The organism is Xanthomonas sp. WHRI 10207 (genome assembly GCF_040202975.1).
Lineage (GTDB): Bacteria > Pseudomonadota > Gammaproteobacteria > Xanthomonadales > Xanthomonadaceae > Xanthomonas.
The window spans coordinates 22,797-40,998 of record NZ_JBEGDX010000007.1 but is presented as its reverse complement, the minus strand read 5'-3'; the positions used below and the strand labels follow the sequence as shown (position 1 = coordinate 40,998).

At 65.3% G+C, this 18,202-nt stretch carries 16 protein-coding genes; 7 read left to right on the top strand and 9 right to left on the bottom strand.

From position 1 onward, the window contains the following. Positions 1-188 precede the first annotated feature (188 nt). Positions 189-812: a dihydrofolate reductase family protein gene (locus tag ABQU90_RS19300; protein ID WP_323520882.1), complete on the top strand. Its 624-nt coding sequence runs from the start codon at positions 189-191 to the stop codon at positions 810-812. A gap of 1,272 nt (positions 813-2,084) precedes the next feature. Here the strand turns inward: ABQU90_RS19300 and ABQU90_RS19295 are convergent. Continuing rightward, positions 2,085-2,264 carry a CsbD family protein gene (locus ABQU90_RS19295; RefSeq protein ID WP_115514837.1) on the bottom strand — a complete coding sequence of 60 codons (180 nt, stop codon included), beginning with the start codon at positions 2,262-2,264 and terminating at the stop codon, positions 2,085-2,087. 131 nt (positions 2,265-2,395) lie between these two features. Next, on the bottom strand, positions 2,396-3,916 hold the full coding sequence (locus tag ABQU90_RS19290) for a PAS domain S-box protein (RefSeq protein WP_323520883.1): 1,521 nt from the start codon (positions 3,914-3,916) through the stop codon (positions 2,396-2,398). Between the two features lie 164 nt (positions 3,917-4,080). On the opposite strand from ABQU90_RS19290, the gene ABQU90_RS19285 reads away from it, so the two are divergent. Then, entirely contained in the window at positions 4,081-5,046 is a 966-nt protein-coding gene (locus tag ABQU90_RS19285) for a hypothetical protein (protein WP_323520884.1), read from the top strand. A 381-nt stretch (positions 5,047-5,427) separates the two neighbouring features. Next, a complete protein-coding gene (locus ABQU90_RS19280) occupies positions 5,428-7,683 on the top strand; it encodes an ATP-binding protein (protein WP_323520885.1) in 2,256 nt (751 codons plus the stop codon). A 108-nt stretch (positions 7,684-7,791) separates the two neighbouring features. On the opposite strand, the gene ABQU90_RS19275 is transcribed toward ABQU90_RS19280, so the two are convergent. The 3 genes from ABQU90_RS19275 to ABQU90_RS19265 form a co-directional block, all read right to left on the bottom strand. Beyond that, on the bottom strand, positions 7,792-8,199 hold the full coding sequence (locus tag ABQU90_RS19275; protein WP_323520886.1) for a hypothetical protein: 408 nt from the start codon (positions 8,197-8,199) through the stop codon (positions 7,792-7,794). Between the two features lie 34 nt (positions 8,200-8,233). Continuing rightward, positions 8,234-9,961, bottom strand: a complete 1,728-nt coding sequence (locus ABQU90_RS19270) for a S10 family serine carboxypeptidase-like protein (protein WP_323520887.1) — start codon at positions 9,959-9,961, stop codon at positions 8,234-8,236. Between the two features lie 496 nt (positions 9,962-10,457). After that, positions 10,458-11,630 carry an HDOD domain-containing protein gene (locus ABQU90_RS19265; RefSeq protein ID WP_323520888.1) on the bottom strand — a complete coding sequence of 391 codons (1,173 nt, stop codon included), beginning with the start codon at positions 11,628-11,630 and terminating at the stop codon, positions 10,458-10,460. 241 nt (positions 11,631-11,871) lie between these two features. On the opposite strand from ABQU90_RS19265, the gene ABQU90_RS19260 reads away from it, so the two are divergent. Further along, on the top strand, positions 11,872-12,348 hold the full coding sequence (locus tag ABQU90_RS19260; RefSeq protein ID WP_238691690.1) for an SRPBCC family protein: 477 nt from the start codon (positions 11,872-11,874) through the stop codon (positions 12,346-12,348). 412 nt (positions 12,349-12,760) lie between these two features. Here ABQU90_RS19260 and ABQU90_RS19255 read toward each other — a convergent pair whose 3' ends face one another. The 3 genes from ABQU90_RS19255 to ABQU90_RS19245 form a co-directional block, all read right to left on the bottom strand. Next, a complete protein-coding gene (locus ABQU90_RS19255; RefSeq protein ID WP_055852801.1) occupies positions 12,761-13,072 on the bottom strand; it encodes a protealysin inhibitor emfourin in 312 nt (103 codons plus the stop codon). Further along, a complete protein-coding gene (locus tag ABQU90_RS19250; RefSeq protein WP_055852803.1) occupies positions 13,069-14,133 on the bottom strand; it encodes a M4 family metallopeptidase in 1,065 nt (354 codons plus the stop codon). Before ABQU90_RS19250 ends, ABQU90_RS19255 begins: the two co-directional genes overlap by 4 nt. A gap of 110 nt (positions 14,134-14,243) precedes the next feature. Then, positions 14,244-14,900, bottom strand: a complete 657-nt coding sequence (locus ABQU90_RS19245) for an SDR family oxidoreductase (RefSeq protein ID WP_055852806.1) — start codon at positions 14,898-14,900, stop codon at positions 14,244-14,246. A gap of 89 nt (positions 14,901-14,989) precedes the next feature. Here ABQU90_RS19245 and ABQU90_RS19240 point away from each other — a divergent pair, with 89 nt between their 5' ends. Beyond that, entirely contained in the window at positions 14,990-15,262 is a 273-nt protein-coding gene (locus ABQU90_RS19240; RefSeq protein WP_153066505.1) for a hypothetical protein, read from the top strand. Here ABQU90_RS19240 and ABQU90_RS19235 read toward each other — a convergent pair. Continuing rightward, entirely contained in the window at positions 15,244-15,858 is a 615-nt protein-coding gene (locus tag ABQU90_RS19235) for a TetR/AcrR family transcriptional regulator (RefSeq protein ID WP_323520889.1), read from the bottom strand. The genes ABQU90_RS19240 and ABQU90_RS19235 overlap by 19 nt on opposite strands. Positions 15,859-16,071: 213 nt before the next feature. Between ABQU90_RS19235 and ABQU90_RS19230 the strand changes: the two genes are divergently transcribed. Next, positions 16,072-17,283 carry an MFS transporter gene (locus ABQU90_RS19230; protein ID WP_323520890.1) on the top strand — a complete coding sequence of 404 codons (1,212 nt, stop codon included), beginning with the start codon at positions 16,072-16,074 and terminating at the stop codon, positions 17,281-17,283. Between the two features lie 216 nt (positions 17,284-17,499). Further along, positions 17,500-17,940 (top strand): NUDIX domain-containing protein, encoded by a 441-nt coding sequence (locus ABQU90_RS19225; protein ID WP_323520891.1) that lies wholly within the window; start codon positions 17,500-17,502, stop codon positions 17,938-17,940. Positions 17,941-18,202: the final 262 nt, after the last annotated feature.

The following is an 18,202-nucleotide window of genomic DNA, read 5'->3' as shown; positions in this document are numbered from 1 at the left end:
CAGAAGCGGGGACCAAGACTGTCCCAGCCCTGCCGCAAGGCCGCGCTCGCTGCCGGAGGGTCTGTATGGCCGCAGGCAAATCAATGCACGCGCATGTCGAATTCCGTACAGTCCAGTCGCCGTTGTTGCAAGGCTGGTATGCCGCCCACCACCGTCTCGCTCCTGCAAGGGCGCACGAGGAAACTGCAATGCGCGAACTGAAATTGATGATGTCGGTGTCGTTGGACAGCTTTGTCAGTGGGCCCGATGGCGAGGTGGACTGGATGTTCAGCGGTGACCAGGAAGCGATCGCCTGGAAGGTCGCCACTGCGTGGGAGGCCAGCCTGCATATCATGGGCAGCCGCGTCTTTCAGGGCATGGCGACTTTCTGGCTAACGGCCACCTCCCCGTTTGCGCCGCCGATGAATCAGATCCCTAAGGCGGTGTTTTCTGCGCAGGGCGCAGCAGTATTGGAAGCGGCTGTTACCGCGCTCCAGGCTGCGCAGGCAAAGGCCGACGCGGCAGGCGCACCATTGCAGGATGGCGCGCAGAGTTGGTCGCAGGCCTATGTGGCCAGTGGCGATCTCGCTGAAGAAGTGGCCAAGCTCAAGGCGCACGGTGACAAGCCGATCATCGCGCATGGCGGTGCGGCGTTTGCGCGCAGTCTGATTGCGCACAACCTGGTCGATGAGTACGTGCTGGGCGTGTACCCGATCGTGCTGGGCAAGGGCTTGCCGATCTTCGATGGCCTGCCCGCACCACGGCCGCTCACGCTGATCGGCACCAAGACCTTCCCAAGTGGGTTTATGGCGCAGACGTATCGGCCGGTGTGAGTAAGGGCGTCGGCGTCATCTTCCAGTGCACAGTTGCTGGCATCGGGCGAACCATAACAACAGCGCCGCGCGTCAATGGTTGCAGCGCTAGCAACCATTGAGGCGCACCACGTGACACAGGAAGAAGGCGCTGTGACAGCGCTTGTTGAAGTACGCGGCCACTAGCTCCTCTCCCCGCGGGAGAGGGGTTGGGGTGAGGGTACGGCCATGCTTGGTGGTTCAGTTGCACCAGGCTTCGCCCGTACCCTCATCCGGCCCTTCGGGCCACCTTCTCCCGAGGGGAGAAGGGAATGGCCGCACGTGCTTTGGTTGGTTTGCATACGAACGCTAGACCAGCGCGATGGCCGTGGCGCGGTGCGAGCGCTGAACGGCGTGATTGCCTCAGGGCGCAGACGGATGGGTTGGATGTACGTGCTGACTAGCCCCTCTCCCTGCGGGAGAGGGGTTGGGGTGAGGGTACGGCCACGCTTGCTGGTTCAGTTGCACCAGGCTTCGCACGTACCCTCATCCGGCTCTTCGGGCCACCTTCTCCCGAAGGGAGAAGGGAGTGGCTTCACGTGCTTTGGTTGGTTTGCATACGAACGCTAGACCAGCGCGATGGCCGTGGCGCGATGCGAGCGTTGAACGGCGTGATTGCTTCAGGGCGCAGACGGATGGGTTGGATGTACGCGCTGACTAGCCCCTCTCCCCGCGGGAGAGGGGTTGGGGTGAGGGTACGGCCACACTTGATGGCTCAGTTGCATCAGGCTTCGCCCGTACCCTCATCCGGCCCTTTGGGCCACCTTCTCCCGAAGGGAGAAGAGAGGCTGTACGTGCTTTGGTTGGCTTGCCGAGCGTGCGTTAGCTGGTTTTCGCTTGGTCAGGTCATTTGGTTTTTGACTGGATACAATAAAAACAACGACGCCCCGATTTAGTCGGGGCGTCGTTGTTTGTCTGGCGCTTGGTGGTGAGGGTGTCCAGCGTTTTAACGCTTCGCAATGCGAGTTAATGGGTAGCGCGAGTCGACACGAGCAGATAATCCGTCGTAGCAAGCAGATGATCCAGACACATCATCCATCCAGACACCTCATGCAGCCAATCAAGTTGCTACTCGATTCAGCCAACTAAGCTCTTGCCTGGAACAGCCTTAGCTCTTGCTTGGCACAACCACACTGCTACTTGATCCAAGGCGTCGACAAGCTGCTGTTCGGCTACCGCCTGCAACTCGTCGCACCATCAACTTATCGCGCCAACTCTCGCACTCTTCCAACCTCGCAAACCCTCACGCAACGCTTACTTCGAAGCGTCACGCACCTTGTCAGCCACTTCACCGGCCTTGGCCTGGACCTTGCCGATATTCTTTTCGGCGGCGCCTTCCAGCTCGGTGCTCTTGTCGCCGGTGACACGGCCGATGGCTTCCTTGACCGAGCCCTTGATCTGCTTGGCGGTACCTTCGATACGGTTCTTATCCATGGGACGTTTCTCGTAGTTTGGGGAACCCGCCCAGTGTCTCCGGGCCGGTGTGAGCATGATGTGCGCTCGCGCTTGGCCGGCCCAGTTGCGAATGCACTAAATGCATTAGTGCATTCGCGCCACGTGTGCAGTTACTTCTTGCGCACTGCCGGTTTGGCGCTGCGACCGACAAAGCCGCGCTCGCGTGCCCAGACGATCGCTTCACCGCGGCTATGCACGTCGATCTTTGAATACAACGCCGCCACGTGGTTGCGCACCGTATTGGGCGAGACGCCCAGTTCCTGCGCGATCTGCTTGTCGGCCAGGCCTTCGGCGATGTGTCCGAGCACGTCGCGCTCACGGTCGGTGAGCTCGGCGATGCCGCAGCCGCTGGTCTGGCTGGGCCGGTTGGCGCGGCGCACGTTGGCCAGTTTCTCCAGCAGGCTCTGACTGAACCACGAAGCGTCCTGCATCACCGCTTCGATGGCGGTGACCAGTTCCATCTCGGTGCGTTTGCGGTCGGTGATGTCCATCAACGACAGCAGATAGCACTGCACGCCGTGGATGCTCACGGTTTCTGCGGAGACCAGACAGTCCAGTTGCTCGCCGTCCTTGCGCGCGATGGCGTATTCGACATTGAGCATGCTGCCGGTCTCGGCCAGCGCACGATGAAACTGTTGGTAGGCCTGGCGGCTGGGAAACAGGCCGATGTCTTCGATGGGTTTGCCGACGATGTCTTCGGTGGCGTACTGGGTGATCTGCGAGACGGCGTCGTTGATTTCCACGATCTGCAAGGTTTCTGCATTGCACATCAGGGTGGGCACCGGGGTGATGCGAAACGCCTTGGCAAAGCGCTCCTCGCTTTGACGCAACGCCACTTCGGCGCGGCGGCGCGGTTCCAGGTCCATGAAGGTAAACAGCATGCAGGCTTCTTCGCCGATTTCGATCGGCTGGCCGGCCACCACCACCAGCTTGGTGGTGCCATCGGGCAGGCTGAGTTCGGCCTGCATCTGCGGGATGGTGGCGCCCTCGTTGAGCCGCTCCAGCCCCAGCTCGCGGCGGTCGGCCATTTCCATCACGTCCACTTCGAACACGCTCTTGCCTACCACCGCTTCGCGCGTGTAGCCGGTCATTTCCAGAAAGCCCTGATTGGCCTTGATGTAGCGCTTGTCGTCGAGCCGGCAGATGCAGGCCGGCGCAGGATTGGCGTTGAAGGTGCGCTCGAAGCGTTGTTCGGCGCTGGCCCAATCGCTGGCGTCAGCCACGATCAGCACCAGGCAATCCGGTTCGCCTTGCGCGTCGGTGAGCACCAGGCTGCGCACGCGGTGCACCCATTGCGCATCGGTGCCTTCGCGCACCACTTCCACCACCACGTCGTTGAAGACTTCGCCGGCAATCACGCGGTCGATGGGGTAGTTGCCGGCATTCAAGCGATGGTTGTTGCGATAGCGCAACTGAAAGCGCGTGCGGTAATCGCTGACGGTGGCGCCGAGCTCGGCAAGTTCGCTGGCGCCATGCATGGCCAGCGCGGCCTCGTTGGCCCAGGTGATGGTCTGATCCGGCTCGATCAGGATCACCCCTTCGCTCAGGCCGGTGATGATCTGCTGCAACTGGCGGCGATTGGTGGAACTGGGCGGGCTGCTGGGGGATGCGGCTTCACTGCCTGACGACATGGGTGACCCTCGGGCAAACAACGGCGGTTGAAACCAACAGTGGGCGCTCACGGTAGCGGCTGCCTGACGCGAATGCACTAGCTGCACTGGTGCATTCGGCTCAGGCGTCCAGCCGGTGCCACTTCCACACTAGCCGCACTTTTCCACTGTAACGAGGCCACTCCATGGCACAGGTTATCCGTCATTCCTACGCTCCCAAGATGTCGTGGGGCGCCGTGCTCGCCGGCTGCACCGTCGCGCTGGTGACCTATCTGACCCTGAGCGTGCTGGGCACCGCGATCGGCGCGTCCACCATCGACCCGCTGCGCGAGGTCAACCCGGTCAGCGGGCTGGGCACCGGCGCCGGCATCTGGCTGGGCGTGAGCACCCTGATTTCGATGGCGGTGGGCGCATTTGTCGCCGGCCGGCTTGCGACCTCCCGCGGCGGCACGCACGGCCTGCTGAGCTGGGCGGTGACCTCGCTGGTGACCCTCTGGCTGGTGGCCGCGCTGGCCAGCAGCGCGGTGGGCGCGGTGTCCGGCGTGGTCGGCAAAGGCTTGTCGCTGACCGGTCAGGGCATTGCCGCCGCCGCACCGACGCTGGGTAACGGTGTGCAGGATGAACTCAAGAAGCAGGGCATCGACCTGGAGTGGGGCGACCTGCGCGGTCAGCTGGAAACGGTGCTGCGCCAGACCGGCAAGGCCGAGCTCAACCCCGAGCGCTTGAAGGACCAGGCCGAAGGTGCCACCACCGACGGCAAGGCCACCGCCAGCGACGCGGCGCAGACCCCGCAGGCCGCACCGGACGCCTTTGCCGCCTGGTTCGATCGGGTGCGTGCCCAGGCCAAGCCGGCCATCGACGCCGCCGACCGCGATGCCCTGGTCAACCTGATCATGGCCCGCACCGGCAAGCCGCGCGCCCAGGCCGAGCAGATTGCCGACAACTACGCGCAGACCTATCAGCAGGCCATGGCGCAGTACGCCGCGCTTAAGCGCACCGCCGAGCAAAAGGCCCGCGAGGCCGGTGATGTAGCTGCCCGTGGCGTGTCGCGCGCGGCCTGGACCACCTTGGTGTTGCTGATCCTGGGCGCCGGCATTGCGTTTGGCGCTGGCCGTATCGGCCGCCGCACCGACCCGATCATCGAGGTATAAGCGCTTGCGTTGAAGGCCCACGGTGGGGACCGTGGCCTGCAGCAGGGCGCCGTGCGCAAGCCGGCGCTGTCGACAAGGAGCAGGACGTGAGCAAGGTGCAGGGGTAACCCTTCCCGGCAATGGATGCCGCGACTCGCTCGACACCGGGCCATCTAGGGATGGCCCGGTGTTTTTTTGGGTGTCGCGTCGGGGCGGTGTGGGTGCCGACAGGCCTGGTCAGCTGCCGCCATGTCGCAGCGGTAACCGCAGGCAACCACGCTGCCCACGCCACCGCAGACACCGGCCGCCTCACCCGGGCGACGCCGCGCAGGCACTGCACATCCCGCGCAGGGGCGCATGCCACAATGCGCCCACTTCACAACCAGGCACGGCCGCCACCACGTGAGCACAGCGCACCCCGCCATCGAGCCGAGCGGTCTGGAATTCCTCTCCGGCGGTGGTGTCATGGGCGCGGTGATCCGTGCGCACGACTGGGCGGCCACGCCGCTGGGCGACCCGCAGACCTGGCCGCAATCGCTGCGCTCGGCGTTGTCGATGATGCTCAACGCCAAGTTGTTGGGTGCGGTGCTGTGGGGGCCGCAACTGCGCCTGTTCTACAACGATGTCTACCTGCAATCGTTGGGCGACCGCCATCCGTATGCACTGGGGCAACCGGTGGCCGAGGTCTGGGGTGAAACCTATGCGCCCATCGCCGAGGACTTTGCACAGGTGATGCGGACCGGCGACGGCTACGGCCAGGGCGTTGTTTCGTTGCCGATGGTGCGCAACGGCGTGCGCGAAACCACGTACTGGAATTCCACTGCCTCGCCCATCCGCGGCGAAGACGGCAGCATCGTGGGGCTGTTGAACATCGCCATCGAAACCACCGCGCAAGTGGCGGCCGAGCGCCATCGCGAGATTCAGAACGCGATGCTGAGCAATGCGAACACGCATCTGGTGCATGAAGTGGTGAGCCGTACCAGCGAGCGCGATCGCGCGCTGGAAGCGGAGATCGTCGCGCGCCGCAATGCCGAGCGCGTGCAGTTGGCGCTGGCGGCCGGCGCCATCATCGGCACCTGGATCTGGGACCTGCCCACCGATGCGTTTTCGGTGGACGAGGCCTTTGCCGACACCTTCGGTTTCGATCCGTCCATCAGTCGCACCGGCCTGCCGTTGGAGCAGGTCATCGCCACCGTGCATCCGGACGATCGCGACGGCCTGCGCGCGGCGATCAGCGAAGCGACCGCACGTGGCGGCGCCTATGCGCACCAGTACCGGGTCAAGCGTCGCGACGGCAATTACTACTGGCTGGAGGCCAATGGCCGCGTCGAACATGCGCCCGACGGCACGCCGCTGCGGTTTCCGGGCGTGTTGCTGGACATCGATGCGCGGCACGCCTTGTCCGAAGAGCGCGACCGCGCATTGGCCGCGTTGCGCGAGCTGAGCGAGACGCTGGAACAGCGCGTCACCGCGCGCACGCGCGAGCTGATGGTCGCCGAAGAAGCGCTGCGCCAATCGCAGAAGATGGAAGCGGTGGGTCAGCTCACCGGCGGGCTGGCGCACGACTTCAACAATCTGCTGGCCGGCATTTCCGGCGCACTGGAGTTGATGACGCTGCGCATGGAGCAGCAGCGTTTTCCCGAGCTGCCGCGCTATCTGGGCATCGCGCAGAGCGCCACCACCCGCGCATCGGCCTTGACGCACCGCTTGCTGGCGTTTGCACGGCGGCAGACGTTATTGCCCAAGCCGACCAATGTCAGCCAGTTGATCGTCGATATCCTGGAGCTGGTGCAGCGCACGGTGGGCCCGGGCATCCATGTGGAGTACACGCCCAACGCCGCACTGTGGCCTGCGCTGGTGGACGCATCGCAGCTGGAAAATGCCTTGCTCAATTTGTGCATCAACGCACGCGATGCCATGCCCAATGGCGGCTGTCTGCGGATCGAGACCGGCAACCACTGGATCGACCACGATCTGGCGCGGCAACTGGGCATGCGGCAGGGCCCGTACCTGTGGCTCTGCGTCGGCGACACCGGTACCGGCATGCCGCCGGACGTGGTGGCACGCGCGTTCGATCCGTTCTTCACCACCAAGCCGCTAGGCGAAGGCACCGGGCTGGGGCTGTCGATGATCTACGGCTTTGCCAAGCAATCCGGCGGGCAGGTGCGGATCCAGTCGGAAGTGGGCAAGGGCTCCAGTGTGTGTCTCTATCTACCGCGTCACCTGGGCGATGCAGCGCAGCCCGATGCCAATGCCCACCCGCTGCAACTCACCCCCACCGATGCCGGCGAGACGGTGCTGATCGTCGACGACGAACCGTCCATCCGTCTGCTGCTGGGCGAGGTGCTGCAGGAGTTGGGCTACACCGTCATCGAAGCCGGCGACAGCGTGGCAGGCCTGGGCCTGCTGCAATCGGACGCGCGCATCGATCTGTTGATCAGCGACGTAGGCCTGCCCGGCGGCATGAACGGCCGCCAGATGGCCGATGCCGGCCGCGCCCACCGCGCAGGTCTCAAGGTGCTCTTCATTACCGGGTTTGCCGAAAACGCATTGCTGGACGACCGCCACCTGGAAGCGGGCATGGCGGTACTGACCAAACCTTTCAGCGTGAGCGTGCTGACCGCGCGGGTGAAGGAACTGATTTCCACCCAGGGGTGAGTGTGCGGGCAGGAACTCGCCCGCGCTGCGAGTGCCTGCGCCGCGACCCTGCTGCAGCCATGCGTCCATGACAGAGGCGGTGTTCACTGGTGGCTGCAGTGGTCTGCATCATTTGTCGCGACGTTGATCGCGCAAGTACGCCTCGACGTCCTGCAGTGTGACGCGACCGCTGCCGCTGCGATCGATCTGCTCGAAGTGCGTGGCGACAAACCCCAGTCCGCGCGCTTGCGCCTGCTGCTTGGTGAGCGCATCGCGATGCGCCAGTGCACCACTCTCGTCGAGCGTGCTGGTGATGCGCTGTTGCGCCTGGTCTTCCAGCGTGTCGCCGGTACTGTCCGTGCGCTCCGCTTCGGGGCCGAGCTGCGCGATGGGCATGAATGGGCCATCGATCCCTCCGTGGCGGGCGTTGGGTGTGATGGACGCGACGCGTTGCGGCGGCAACGCTTGCGCACTGACGGTGGTCGCCACCACGGCAAGCATGGCGGTGGCGTAACGGAGGCAGCGGAGCAGGCGCATCAGGAGTTCCTCGTGATGGATGAGCGGAGCGCGATCATGGCGTTGCGGTTGCAGCAGTCGCGGCATTGACGTTGCGGTTGTCCGGCCATGGCGAATCCAGCAAGGCCAACGGCACGGCATCGGCGATCGGCGCGTTGGCGTAGTAGGCGGTGAGGTCGGCCTGCAACTTGGGGCGCGAGTTGTCGTCGAGATAGATCATGTGGCCGCCCGCGTAGGTGGCCACCTGCACATCGGCATCGAGATTGCGAATGGTGCGTAGCCGCGCCAGTTGTTTTTCGTTGCTGTAGAACGGCGTTGCAAGATCGTGATAACCGCTGACCGCAAAGACCCTGAGCGCCGGATTCAGGCGCAGCGCGCCGAGCAGGTCTGGCAGGGTATCTGGCAGCAGCCGGCCTGCATGGCGGAAGTCCCAGACGTTGATGATGTCCATGTTGAGCGAGGTGTAGGTCGCGTTGGGCGCGCTATACCCCAGATAGGTGCGGAACTGCTGCGCCAGCGCGTTGGTCAGGGGGCGCTCGATCAGGATGTTGGACGGATCGTTATCTTTCTTCAGTCGCCCGTCGCTGTTGGGTAGGCTGACGCGCCCATCGTAGCGGCCGATGCTAGTGCCGGGCAGCAGGCCTTGATTGAACGAGGCCAGCGAGAAGTAGCCTTGCAAGGCCTGCGTGGTCAACCCGGACAGTGGCCGCCACCGCGTCAGCACCGCTGCACCGGGTTGTACCGGCTTGCCCAGGATGGTTGGAAACCCGTACTGACTGAGCACCCAGGTGGGGCCATAGCGCTGAAACTCCGCGTGCACCACGCTGACGAACGCGCGCATCTGCAGCGCATAGAACTCATCGCTTGCGCTGACCTCGGTCTGCTTGTGATACGCGGCAACTGCGGCATAACTGGGGAAATAGCCGCCGATGGTGTCGCCGCTGTATTTCATGCCTTTTGCGTAATCCGGGTAATACAGCCCACCGCTCGCAATCGTGTCGGCGTAGTAGTTCAGGATCGACGACTGCAGCACGATGCCGCGCAAACGTACCCCCGCCGATTCCAGCGCCAGCGCCAGCATGGCGGAGCGGGTGGTGCCATAGGATTCGCCGAACAGATACAGCGGTGCATTGGCACGGCGATTGACCTGCACATATCGCTGGATGAAGTCGCGCATCACCCGCACATCGGCATCGCTGCCCCAGAAGCTGGCATTGGTGTTGGGCAAGATCGCCTGCGACAGGCCGGTACCCGGCGGATCGATAAACACCATGTCGGTGCTGGCGATCAGGCTCTCGGCATTGTCCACCATCGGGTAATTGGGCCAGCTGCCGAAGCTGGGCGCTGCGGTGGCCATGCGCTTGGGTGCGAAAGAGGCCAGATGCAACAGCGATGCCGATGCGCCGGGACCGCCGTTGTAGAAAAACGTCAGCGGCCGCGGTTTGCCGTTGCGTGCCGGCGCGGTGTAGGCCACATACGACAAGGTCGCTTGCGGTTGCCCGGCAGCGTCGCGTGCAATCAGGTGGCCGGTGCGTACGCTGTAGGCCACGGTGTCGTGCTTGCCGCGCCACAGGTAATGCATCAACGCAGAGCGCTCGTTGGCGACGCTGGCATCCAGCCCGGCATCGGCCTTGACCGAATAGGCGATGCGATCGATATACGGGGTGTTGGCACTGGCCGCCTGCACCGGCTGCTGCGCGCTGACGCATAGCGGCACAGCCAGCAAGAGACCAAACAGCAGGACGAGCGGGTGTCGCACGGTACCGGCATTGCGCTGGGACATGGTGCACCTGTGGCAGAGGAGGCGCTGCGAGGGTGTGGCGATCACACGCACCCCGCCGCGCACGGTCATTGCGCACGTGCGTTGCAGCCGGCATGTCATCCCAAGGTCGTGATGCAGCGAGCGGATCAGACCGTTGCTTAGCTTGTGGAGACTGCCGGCCGCCTCGGAGACTGCGATGCGAAGCCACAGCGTGGCGAGCGAAGCGGAAACGGCGCTGGCCAGCGCCGGTACAACGCGTTGTGACCGACTCGACATCGCTCCCGCGCGTCGCGTGCGGCGGCAGACCGCCCGGTCGATCAGTTGTTCGGGTTGTTCGTGTGGCTGCGCGCCGATGCCATGCGCGTTGAGCGGGGAGCGGGGAGCGGGTCCGGCAGATGCCTCCAGCCTGGCGGCGTGATCAGCCGGTCGGCGCAGCGGTGCAGGCCAGCAGCGCAACGCTTGCGCTGATGACGGCCAATGCACGCGATGCGCGAGCCAACTGCAGGCAGCTGCCGATCTACTCCACGCTGGCAGCCACCAGCCGCTGCCACAACGCCGCGTTGGCGTCTTCATCCGGTTCCAGCGTGGCGAGCACGCTGAGGGCGTGGTCCTCCTGCTCGGCGCCGCAGCGGGCCAGCATGGCCAGCGCGGCGGCCAGGCGGCCGTAGCGCAGTGCGCGACCAAGGCTGGTGGCCAGCAAGGTGGTGTCGTGCTCGGGGCGCTGTTCGTCCAGTGCGGTGCCCAGCACCGCCGGCAACTCCCAGGTGGTGGCAATGGTCTTGGCCACCGCAGCGGTGTGGCGCTCGACCAGGGCGGCAGCTACCTCCAGGCTGTAGGGCAAGCCGGGGCGTTCGGCATAGGCGTCGCGCAGCACGCGCAGGATCACCACCGCGCCCAGGCCCTGCAGCAGGCCGGCCAACTGCGCCGACAAGGTGTCGCCGCCGCGTTCGCGCATATAGGCGGCCGCTGCGGTGGCAGTGCGCAGCGCGTAGTCCCACACCGCCGCGGGCAGCCGCGAGTGCAGGCCGCCATCCAGGCTCAGCACCGGTTGCATCACCGCCGCGGCAACGATCTGGCGCACGCCCTCGGTGCCGATATGCACCACCGCGCGCTCCAGGCTTTCCAGCGGAGCGCCTTGCGGGCGGTACAGCGCACTGTTGGCGATGCGCAGCAGGTTGGCCGACAGCGCGGGGTCTTGCGCGATGATGGCGGCGATACCGCGCCCGGACGCGTCCGGGTCGTTCACCGCGCGCATCAGCTGCGGCAGCAGATGCGGGCGCCGCGGCAACAGCTGCGGTCGCAGGTCGACATGGTCGAGCGCTGCGGTCGCCACTTCCAGCACGGCGACCTGTGCGGGGTCGCTGGGCAGGCTGCCGTCGGCCAGCGACGGGTTGGCCATCACGGCGGCATACATGCGGCGCAAGAGCGGACGCATCGGTGGCGGCTCGGCCTGCAAGGGCTGCGCTGCGGCAGGCGCTGGCTGCGGCGGCGCTTGCTCGTCCATCGCGATCGGTGCCGGTGCGACCGAGGTTCGCGCGGCCGGCGCATCGGGCGCAGCGAAACCACCGGCTGCCGGGGCAGAGGCCTCGGGCGCGTGCTGGCGCATGCGCATCCACCACACGATGGCACCGACAATCATCGCCACAGCGACAAGTCCGGCAATAAGCAGCAACACAATCGCGAGCATCATAGGTCGTTGTCTGATGAATGCCGCGACTATCGGCGATGGCGGGCGCGGCGGCAATGTCGCGTGCAGTGATGGGCGCAGCGCGTGACCGCAGGCGCCCAGGAAGAAGCGCGGCGTGGCAGGCTGCAACGACCCACCATACCGATGTATTCGCGGCCATGGCGCGTCACGCTGCGCATGCTGCGATGCCGTCCGCCGCGCCCACCAGCGCTGCAGCTGCACTCCAGCGTCATCGACCGGTAGCATGATGGACGTCCTATGCCAGCCAAGCGGGTGTCCTATGTCCACCGTTACGCTCCACCGCGTCTTACGTGCCAGCCCCGAGCGCATCTACCGCGCCTTCCTCGATGCCGATGCGCTGGTCAAGTGGCTGCCGCCTGCCGGCTTCACCGGCACCGTCGAGCATCTGGATGCGCAGGTGGGCGGTACCTTCCGGATGGCGTTTACCAACTTCGCCAATGGCCAGCGCCATGCGTTTGGCGGGACGTATCTGGAGCTGCAGCCCAGCGCCCTGCTGCGCTACAACGACGTGTTCGACGACCCGGCGTTGCCGGGCACAATGCTGACCACCGTGCAGCTGCACGCGCTGCCCTGCGGCACCGATGTGCACATCGTGCAGGACGGCATCCCCGAGCAGATTCCGTTGTATGCCTGCTACCTGGGATGGCAGGACTCGCTGACGCTGCTGGCGCATCTGGTAGAAGCGCAGACGGAGCACTGAGCGCGCCGTATCCGAATGCGCGTGGCAACGTCGGCGCACCTGGCGTTGCGCGCCGGCAGTGATCACGCGTGCATCGTGTTGTTGGGGTGCGTAACAGCAGGCGGGCGTGCACACAGTGCGCAGTGTCAGCTGCTGCAAGGGCGTGGGATGGGGTCTGCAGCGAGGGCTGCAGTGCAGCAATGATGGGCGTGTCTTCAAGCTGACCCCTACGCTGCACGTTGCGCTAACGCACCGATCCCCACCATGCGTCACCAGCTGTGCAGTTCTAGAGCATCTAGGCAGCTTAAAGGGTGCAGGCATCCGCAGTTGGACCACCTTCGACAGACACCGTGCACTGCGCGGTGTCTTCGTTTGCGCGGTATGTGCACGCGCGCGGTGCACCAAGCGCATGCTCAGTGCAGCACACCGCGCGCTACAGCGTGCCCTGCTTCCACAGCCGCACAATTTCGGCCGGCGCGTGTTCTTCGGGAATGCGCAACGGTTCGCTGGCACCGTCCCAGGCGATGCTGAAATAGCGCCGGTCGCCGCCACCAGCCTGCGGGCGCGGCAACGCATGCACCAGGCATTGGTCCAGCAACGCGCGCAGGTGCAGCCGCTGCGCATCGTCCAACGCATCCATTGGCAGTTGCCGCTCGCGGCGCATGGCCGGGAACGCCGCCACACCGCCCTCGCGTGCAAGACGTAGCGTCACGCCCAACTCCACCGGCGGCCGCTGTGGACTCATGCGAGGACGCCTACGTCGCGCCAGGCCTGTTGCACGGCGCGTGTCTCTGCACTGTCAGCGCCGTAATCGGTGCTGGCGACAGTGACGGTGCGTGCGGCAAAGGTGGCGAAATCCGCAGTTGCGGCGAGTTCGCCACCGGTGACCGTGCGGTACCAGATGCGGCCGGTTGTCTCCCACGCAGCGCCACCGATCGCGACCGCAGCGCGATAGAACGCGTGATTGGGGATGCCGGAGTTGTAGTGCACGCCGCCATCGTCCTCCTGTGTGTTGACGTAGTCGGCCATCGTGGCCGGTTGCGGGTCTTTTCCCAGTGCAGGGTCATCGTACGCGCTGCCGGGCGCCCGCATCGAGCGCAGGCCCACTCCGTTGATGCCAGGCATCAGCAGGCCTGCGCCGATGATCCAGTCGGCCTCGCTTGCGGTTTGGTGCAACGTGTACTGCTTGATCAGCACCCCGAACACATCCGACACCGATTCGTTCAATGCGCCCGATTGCCCCTGGTAGATCAGGTTGGCGGTGCGTTCGGTGACGCCGTGAGCGAGCTCATGGCCCACCACATCGATGGCGATGGTGAAGCGGTTGAAGACCTCGCCATCGCCATCGCCGAACACCATCTGCTCGCCATCCCAGAACGCGTTGTCGTAGCTACGCTCGTAATGCACGCTGCCGATCAACGGCATGCCTGCGCCATCGATGGAATTGCGCCCGTAGACGGTCTGGAAGAACTCGTGCGTGGCACCGAGAGCATCGTAGGCCTCGGTCACTGCCACATCATCGGTGGCCGCAGCGCCCTCGTCGCGGACCAGGATGCCGGGCAATGCGGTGCCCTGTTGCGCATCGTAGATGCGCCGCCGCACCGCTTGCATGGCCGGTGCGGCATCCGCTGCGAGGGCCTGTCCGCGTGCCAGCAGCCCACGCGCGCGCTGCTGGCGCAGGTGGGCGGTGATCTGGCGGGACAGTTGCGCGCAATGGCGTGCATGTTCGGGCGCCGCCTGTGCCATATGGTCCAGCAGATACGGCGGCAGGATGCCGGCACGGCGCGGGGCTAGAGGCGCAGACATCAGCGGACTCCACAGTGGGGTGTGCCCGCGACTATGCCGAGGCCGGGTTTAGGAAAACGTTAGGCCTGGTCGTGTTGCGCCCGTGCAGCGGGTTGCGACAGGCCTGGTGTTCAGTCCAGCTGCGACAAGGCGTCCTGGATCGGGGTCTGCCCGTCGATAAAGCCGACGGTCTTGCCGATGGTGGCCGGCGTTGCCAGTGCTGCGGCGATCACCTGAGCCACGTTGGCACGCGAGACGCCACCGTCGGCATCGCTGCCCGGGTCGCGGGTGATGCGGCCCGACGCTGGATCAAGCGTCAGCCGGCCGGGGCCGAGCACGGTCCAGTCCAGATGGGTGCTGCGCAGATGCGCGTCGGCCGCGGCCTTGGCTTGCGCGTAGGCAAAGAACCCGTCATCCGGGCCGATGCCGTGTTCCAGCCCGGCGCCGAGATACGACACCATGACGTAGCGGCGCACGCGAGCCTGTTCGGCCGCATGCATCGAACGGATGGCTGCATCGCGGTCCACCGCATAGGTGCGCGCGGCATCGCCGCCACCGGCACCGGCCGACCACACCACCGCATCGTGGCCGGCCAGCTGCGCGGCGATGGCGTCGGTGTCGGCGTGTTCGATGTCGAACACCACCGGCGTGGCGCCATCGGCAATGACATCGCCTTCGTGCTCGGGATTGCGGAACAGCGCGGTGACGTGGTGCCCGCTGGTCAACAGCAGTGGGGTGAGTAAACGTGCCACCTTGCCGTGGCCACCGATGACGAGGATACGAGACATGCACAACTCCAACCGATGCGCGCCGACACAGCGCCGAGGGCGATCATCCTCGCCAATGCGACGCTAAGACGATGTCAGCGCAGAGGGGTGTGAGTTCTTCCGATGGATCGATCGTGCAAGATTTGCAGGCGCGAAGAACGCTGTCAGCGACCAGAGGCAGTGAGCAGAGCGCAGCACTGTCGGGGCACGACACCGTCCATCCCAAGCTGATGAGCGCTCGCCATGCGGTGTCACCGTTCTCTGATGGGAGCCGCCATCAAGCGATACGTGTTGTCGCTGCCGTGGACGCGGCGCGGCGGGCGATGCATGCGCGCTGCCGCACCGAACGATTGCCAGGCATCGGCTATCCAGCGCTGTTGTGATCCCAAAGCTGCAGCACCTGCGCGATGGCTGCATCCATCAGCTTGAAGCCCACGCCATCCCTGGCGAGCGTGGAAAGCCCAAGCAGGAAGCTGTCGAAGACGCAGGTCAATGCGGCTGCATCGAGGTCGGCTGCCAATTCTCCGCTGGCAATTGCCCGCTCCACGCAGGCGCGGATGCCCGCACGTGTCCGCGCGCGCGACCGCGTCAGCGGGGTTGAGATCGCAGCCAGTTCCGGGGATGGCGCGCTCATGACCCCTAAGGCAACCATGCAGCCCTTTGGATGCCCGCGTTCGCACTGCATCTTGGCCGAGCGCCGCAGGGCAAGTTCCAGCGCCTGTCTTGGCGCAAGCGATGCATCCCACAAACAGTGGGTGACCTGCGCGTAAGCCGCCAGATAGCGCTCCATGCATTCTTTGTAGAGCGCTTCCTTGGAACCGAACGCTGCATAAAAGCTGGGCGCGGTGATCCCGCCGCCGATCGCAGCCTTGAGCTGGCTGAGCGACGTCGACTCGTAACCCTGTTCCCAGAACAAATGCAGTGCCTCCTCCACCGCGACATCCCGATCGAAGGTCCGTGGTCTGCCCATCTGTGCCATAACGCGCTCCGCCGCTTAGATAAATACTATTCGATACATATGTCATTGACAACCAAGGACTACCGACCTAGATTTATATCTATCGATACATATCTTGCGACGTCGCGAGATGACAATGTCGACAGGCCTGCGCAGCGGGTCTCTTTTTTTCTCATATATGTATCGATCGATACATAAATAAAGAATTTCATTGCTCATGACCAAGGACATCTTGTGACTTCTTCCACTGCCTCGCCGGCACCTGCCGGTGCTGCTCCGCTACCCATCGCCGCGCTGCTGGCCTTGGCCATGACCGGCTTCATCTGCATCGTGACCGAAACGCTGCCGGCTGGCTTGCTGCCGCAGATCTCCGACGGCTTGGCAGTGACCCCCGCGCTCGCCGGGCAGACCGTGACCGCCTATGCGGTGGGCTCGCTGCTGGCGGCGATCCCGTTGACCATCGCCACCCAGCACTGGCGTCGTCGTCGCGTCCTGTTGCTCACCATCGTCGGCTTCCTGGTGTTCAACTCCGTCACCGCGCTATCCACCCACTATGGTCTGACCCTGGTGGCACGGTTCTTCGCTGGCGCAGCGGCGGGCCTGGCGTGGAGCCTGCTTGCCGGGTACGCCCGGCGCATGGTTCAACCGGAACAGCAGGGAAAGGCCATGGCGATTGCGATGGTGGGCACACCGATTGCGCTGTCGCTCGGCGTGCCGCTGGGAACCTGGATGGGCGGGCTGATCGGCTGGCGCACCGCGTTCGCGGCCATGTCGGCACTGACGGTCGCGCTGATCGTCTGGGTGTTGCTCAAGGTGCCGGACTACCCCGGCCAGACCGCAACGCAGCGGGTGCCGTTGCGCAAGGTGCTCGGCACGCCCGGCGTCCGCCCGGTGCTTGCCACGGTGATGGCCTGGATGCTGGCGCACAACATTCTCTACACCTACGTGGCACCGTTCGCCGCACGTGCAGGCCTGGGCCATCGCGTGGACGTGCTGCTGCTGACCTTCGGCATGGCGGCGCTGCTGGGCATCGGTATCGCCGGCAAGTTGGTGGAACAGCATCTGCGCCGCACCGTGCTGGTGTCGTTGGCGACGTTCTTTGGGGTGTCGGTGGTGCTGGCCTTGCTGCAGGGAGTGCAGCCGGTCGTGTATGCGTGCGTCGCGGTGTGGGGGCTGACCTTCGGCGGTGCGGCGACCCTGTTGCAAACCGCGCTTGCCGATAGCGCAGGAGACGGCGCCGATGTCGCGCTGTCGCTTAATGTCGTGGCCTGGAACAGCGTCATCGCCGGCGGTGGCGTGTTGGGCGGAGTGCTGCTGGAGCATTGGGGAGCGCAGAGCTTTCCGACCGCCATGGCAGTGTTGCTGGCAATCGGATGGGCGATTGCATGGTCCGCACGCGCCCACGGATTTGCGGCCGGCGCGCGCGCAGCGGTTCCTGGCCACTAGCGCGTGCGAGGGACGTTGCGCCCAGTGTCAGGCGGCGGTGACGCTGCGCGGCAAGGCACGCGCTGACGCCCAGGCGCGATGCAGGTGAGCTGTACCTGGAAGACGTGAGCGGTGGACGGGGACGTCACCCACGCCGGAACAATGCCAACCTGCGCGTGACGCGTTACCCGTACGGCCACATCTGGGACAATTGCCAGCCCGCTCACGAGACAGCTCATGCCCCATTCCGATCTGCGTGCCCGCGTTGGCTGCGGTGCCTTCATCCAACGCGCCGATGGCCACTTGCTGTTGGTGTTGCGCGGGCGGGCGCCCGAGCAGGGGCATTGGGGCCTGCCTGGCGGCAAGGTGGACTGGATGGAAACGGTGGAAGCCACGGTAGTGCGCGAAGTGCTGGAAGAAACCGGCCTGCAGGTGCATCCGCAGCGCGTGCTGTGCGTGGTCAGCCACTTCGAGCCGGACATGGACCCGCCGCAGCATTGGGTGGCGCCGGTGTATCTGGCCACGATCGAAGGCAGCGAGACCGCCGAACTGCGCGAACCGCAGGTGCTGCTGGATATCGGCTGGTTTGCCCTGGATGCGCTACCCACGCCGCTGACCCGTTCGGCAAGGCAGGCGGTGCAGCAGCTCCAGGCGGAACGGGAAGCACAGCCCGCCTGACACGTGTTGCTGCCTGCGGGCCGCGCGTGGCCGCACGCGCTGCCCGCAGGCACACATGGATTTTGCAGCAGCAGTCCGTTATTTTTGGCGCGTCGGGGGCGAGGGGAGATCGCACCTGGACATCGAATCACCCGGCCGGGATGCCGATTGACTGCGTTGCGCCCGGTCACTCATTACAGGGACGAAGAATGGAATCGCTCTATCCGCAAGGCCCGGCGGTAGTGCCGGAACGGCTCACCGCACCCAGCAGCAAATACCGACG

Excerpts from the sequence above, each read along its gene's own strand:
- ABQU90_RS19285 (WP_323520884.1), top strand. The coding sequence starts at position 4,081 with ATGGCACAGGTTATCCGTCATTCCTACGCTCCCAAGATGTCGTGGGGC.
- ABQU90_RS19245 (WP_055852806.1), bottom strand. The coding sequence starts at position 14,900 with ATGTCTCGTATCCTCGTCATCGGTGGCCACGGCAAGGTGGCACGTTTA.
- ABQU90_RS19275 (WP_323520886.1), bottom strand. The coding sequence starts at position 8,199 with ATGCGCCTGCTCCGCTGCCTCCGTTACGCCACCGCCATGCTTGCCGTG.
- ABQU90_RS19290 (WP_323520883.1), bottom strand. The coding sequence starts at position 3,916 with ATGTCGTCAGGCAGTGAAGCCGCATCCCCCAGCAGCCCGCCCAGTTCC.
- ABQU90_RS19300 (WP_323520882.1), top strand. The coding sequence starts at position 189 with ATGCGCGAACTGAAATTGATGATGTCGGTGTCGTTGGACAGCTTTGTC.
- ABQU90_RS19260 (WP_238691690.1), top strand. The coding sequence starts at position 11,872 with ATGATGGACGTCCTATGCCAGCCAAGCGGGTGTCCTATGTCCACCGTT.
- ABQU90_RS19250 (WP_055852803.1), bottom strand. The coding sequence starts at position 14,133 with ATGTCTGCGCCTCTAGCCCCGCGCCGTGCCGGCATCCTGCCGCCGTAT.
- ABQU90_RS19270 (WP_323520887.1), bottom strand. The coding sequence starts at position 9,961 with ATGTCCCAGCGCAATGCCGGTACCGTGCGACACCCGCTCGTCCTGCTG.
- ABQU90_RS19295 (WP_115514837.1), bottom strand. The coding sequence starts at position 2,264 with ATGGATAAGAACCGTATCGAAGGTACCGCCAAGCAGATCAAGGGCTCG.
- ABQU90_RS19255 (WP_055852801.1), bottom strand. The coding sequence starts at position 13,072 with ATGAGTCCACAGCGGCCGCCGGTGGAGTTGGGCGTGACGCTACGTCTT.
- ABQU90_RS19235 (WP_323520889.1), bottom strand. The coding sequence starts at position 15,858 with ATGGCACAGATGGGCAGACCACGGACCTTCGATCGGGATGTCGCGGTG.
- ABQU90_RS19225 (WP_323520891.1), top strand. The coding sequence starts at position 17,500 with ATGCCCCATTCCGATCTGCGTGCCCGCGTTGGCTGCGGTGCCTTCATC.
- ABQU90_RS19265 (WP_323520888.1), bottom strand. The coding sequence starts at position 11,630 with ATGATGCTCGCGATTGTGTTGCTGCTTATTGCCGGACTTGTCGCTGTG.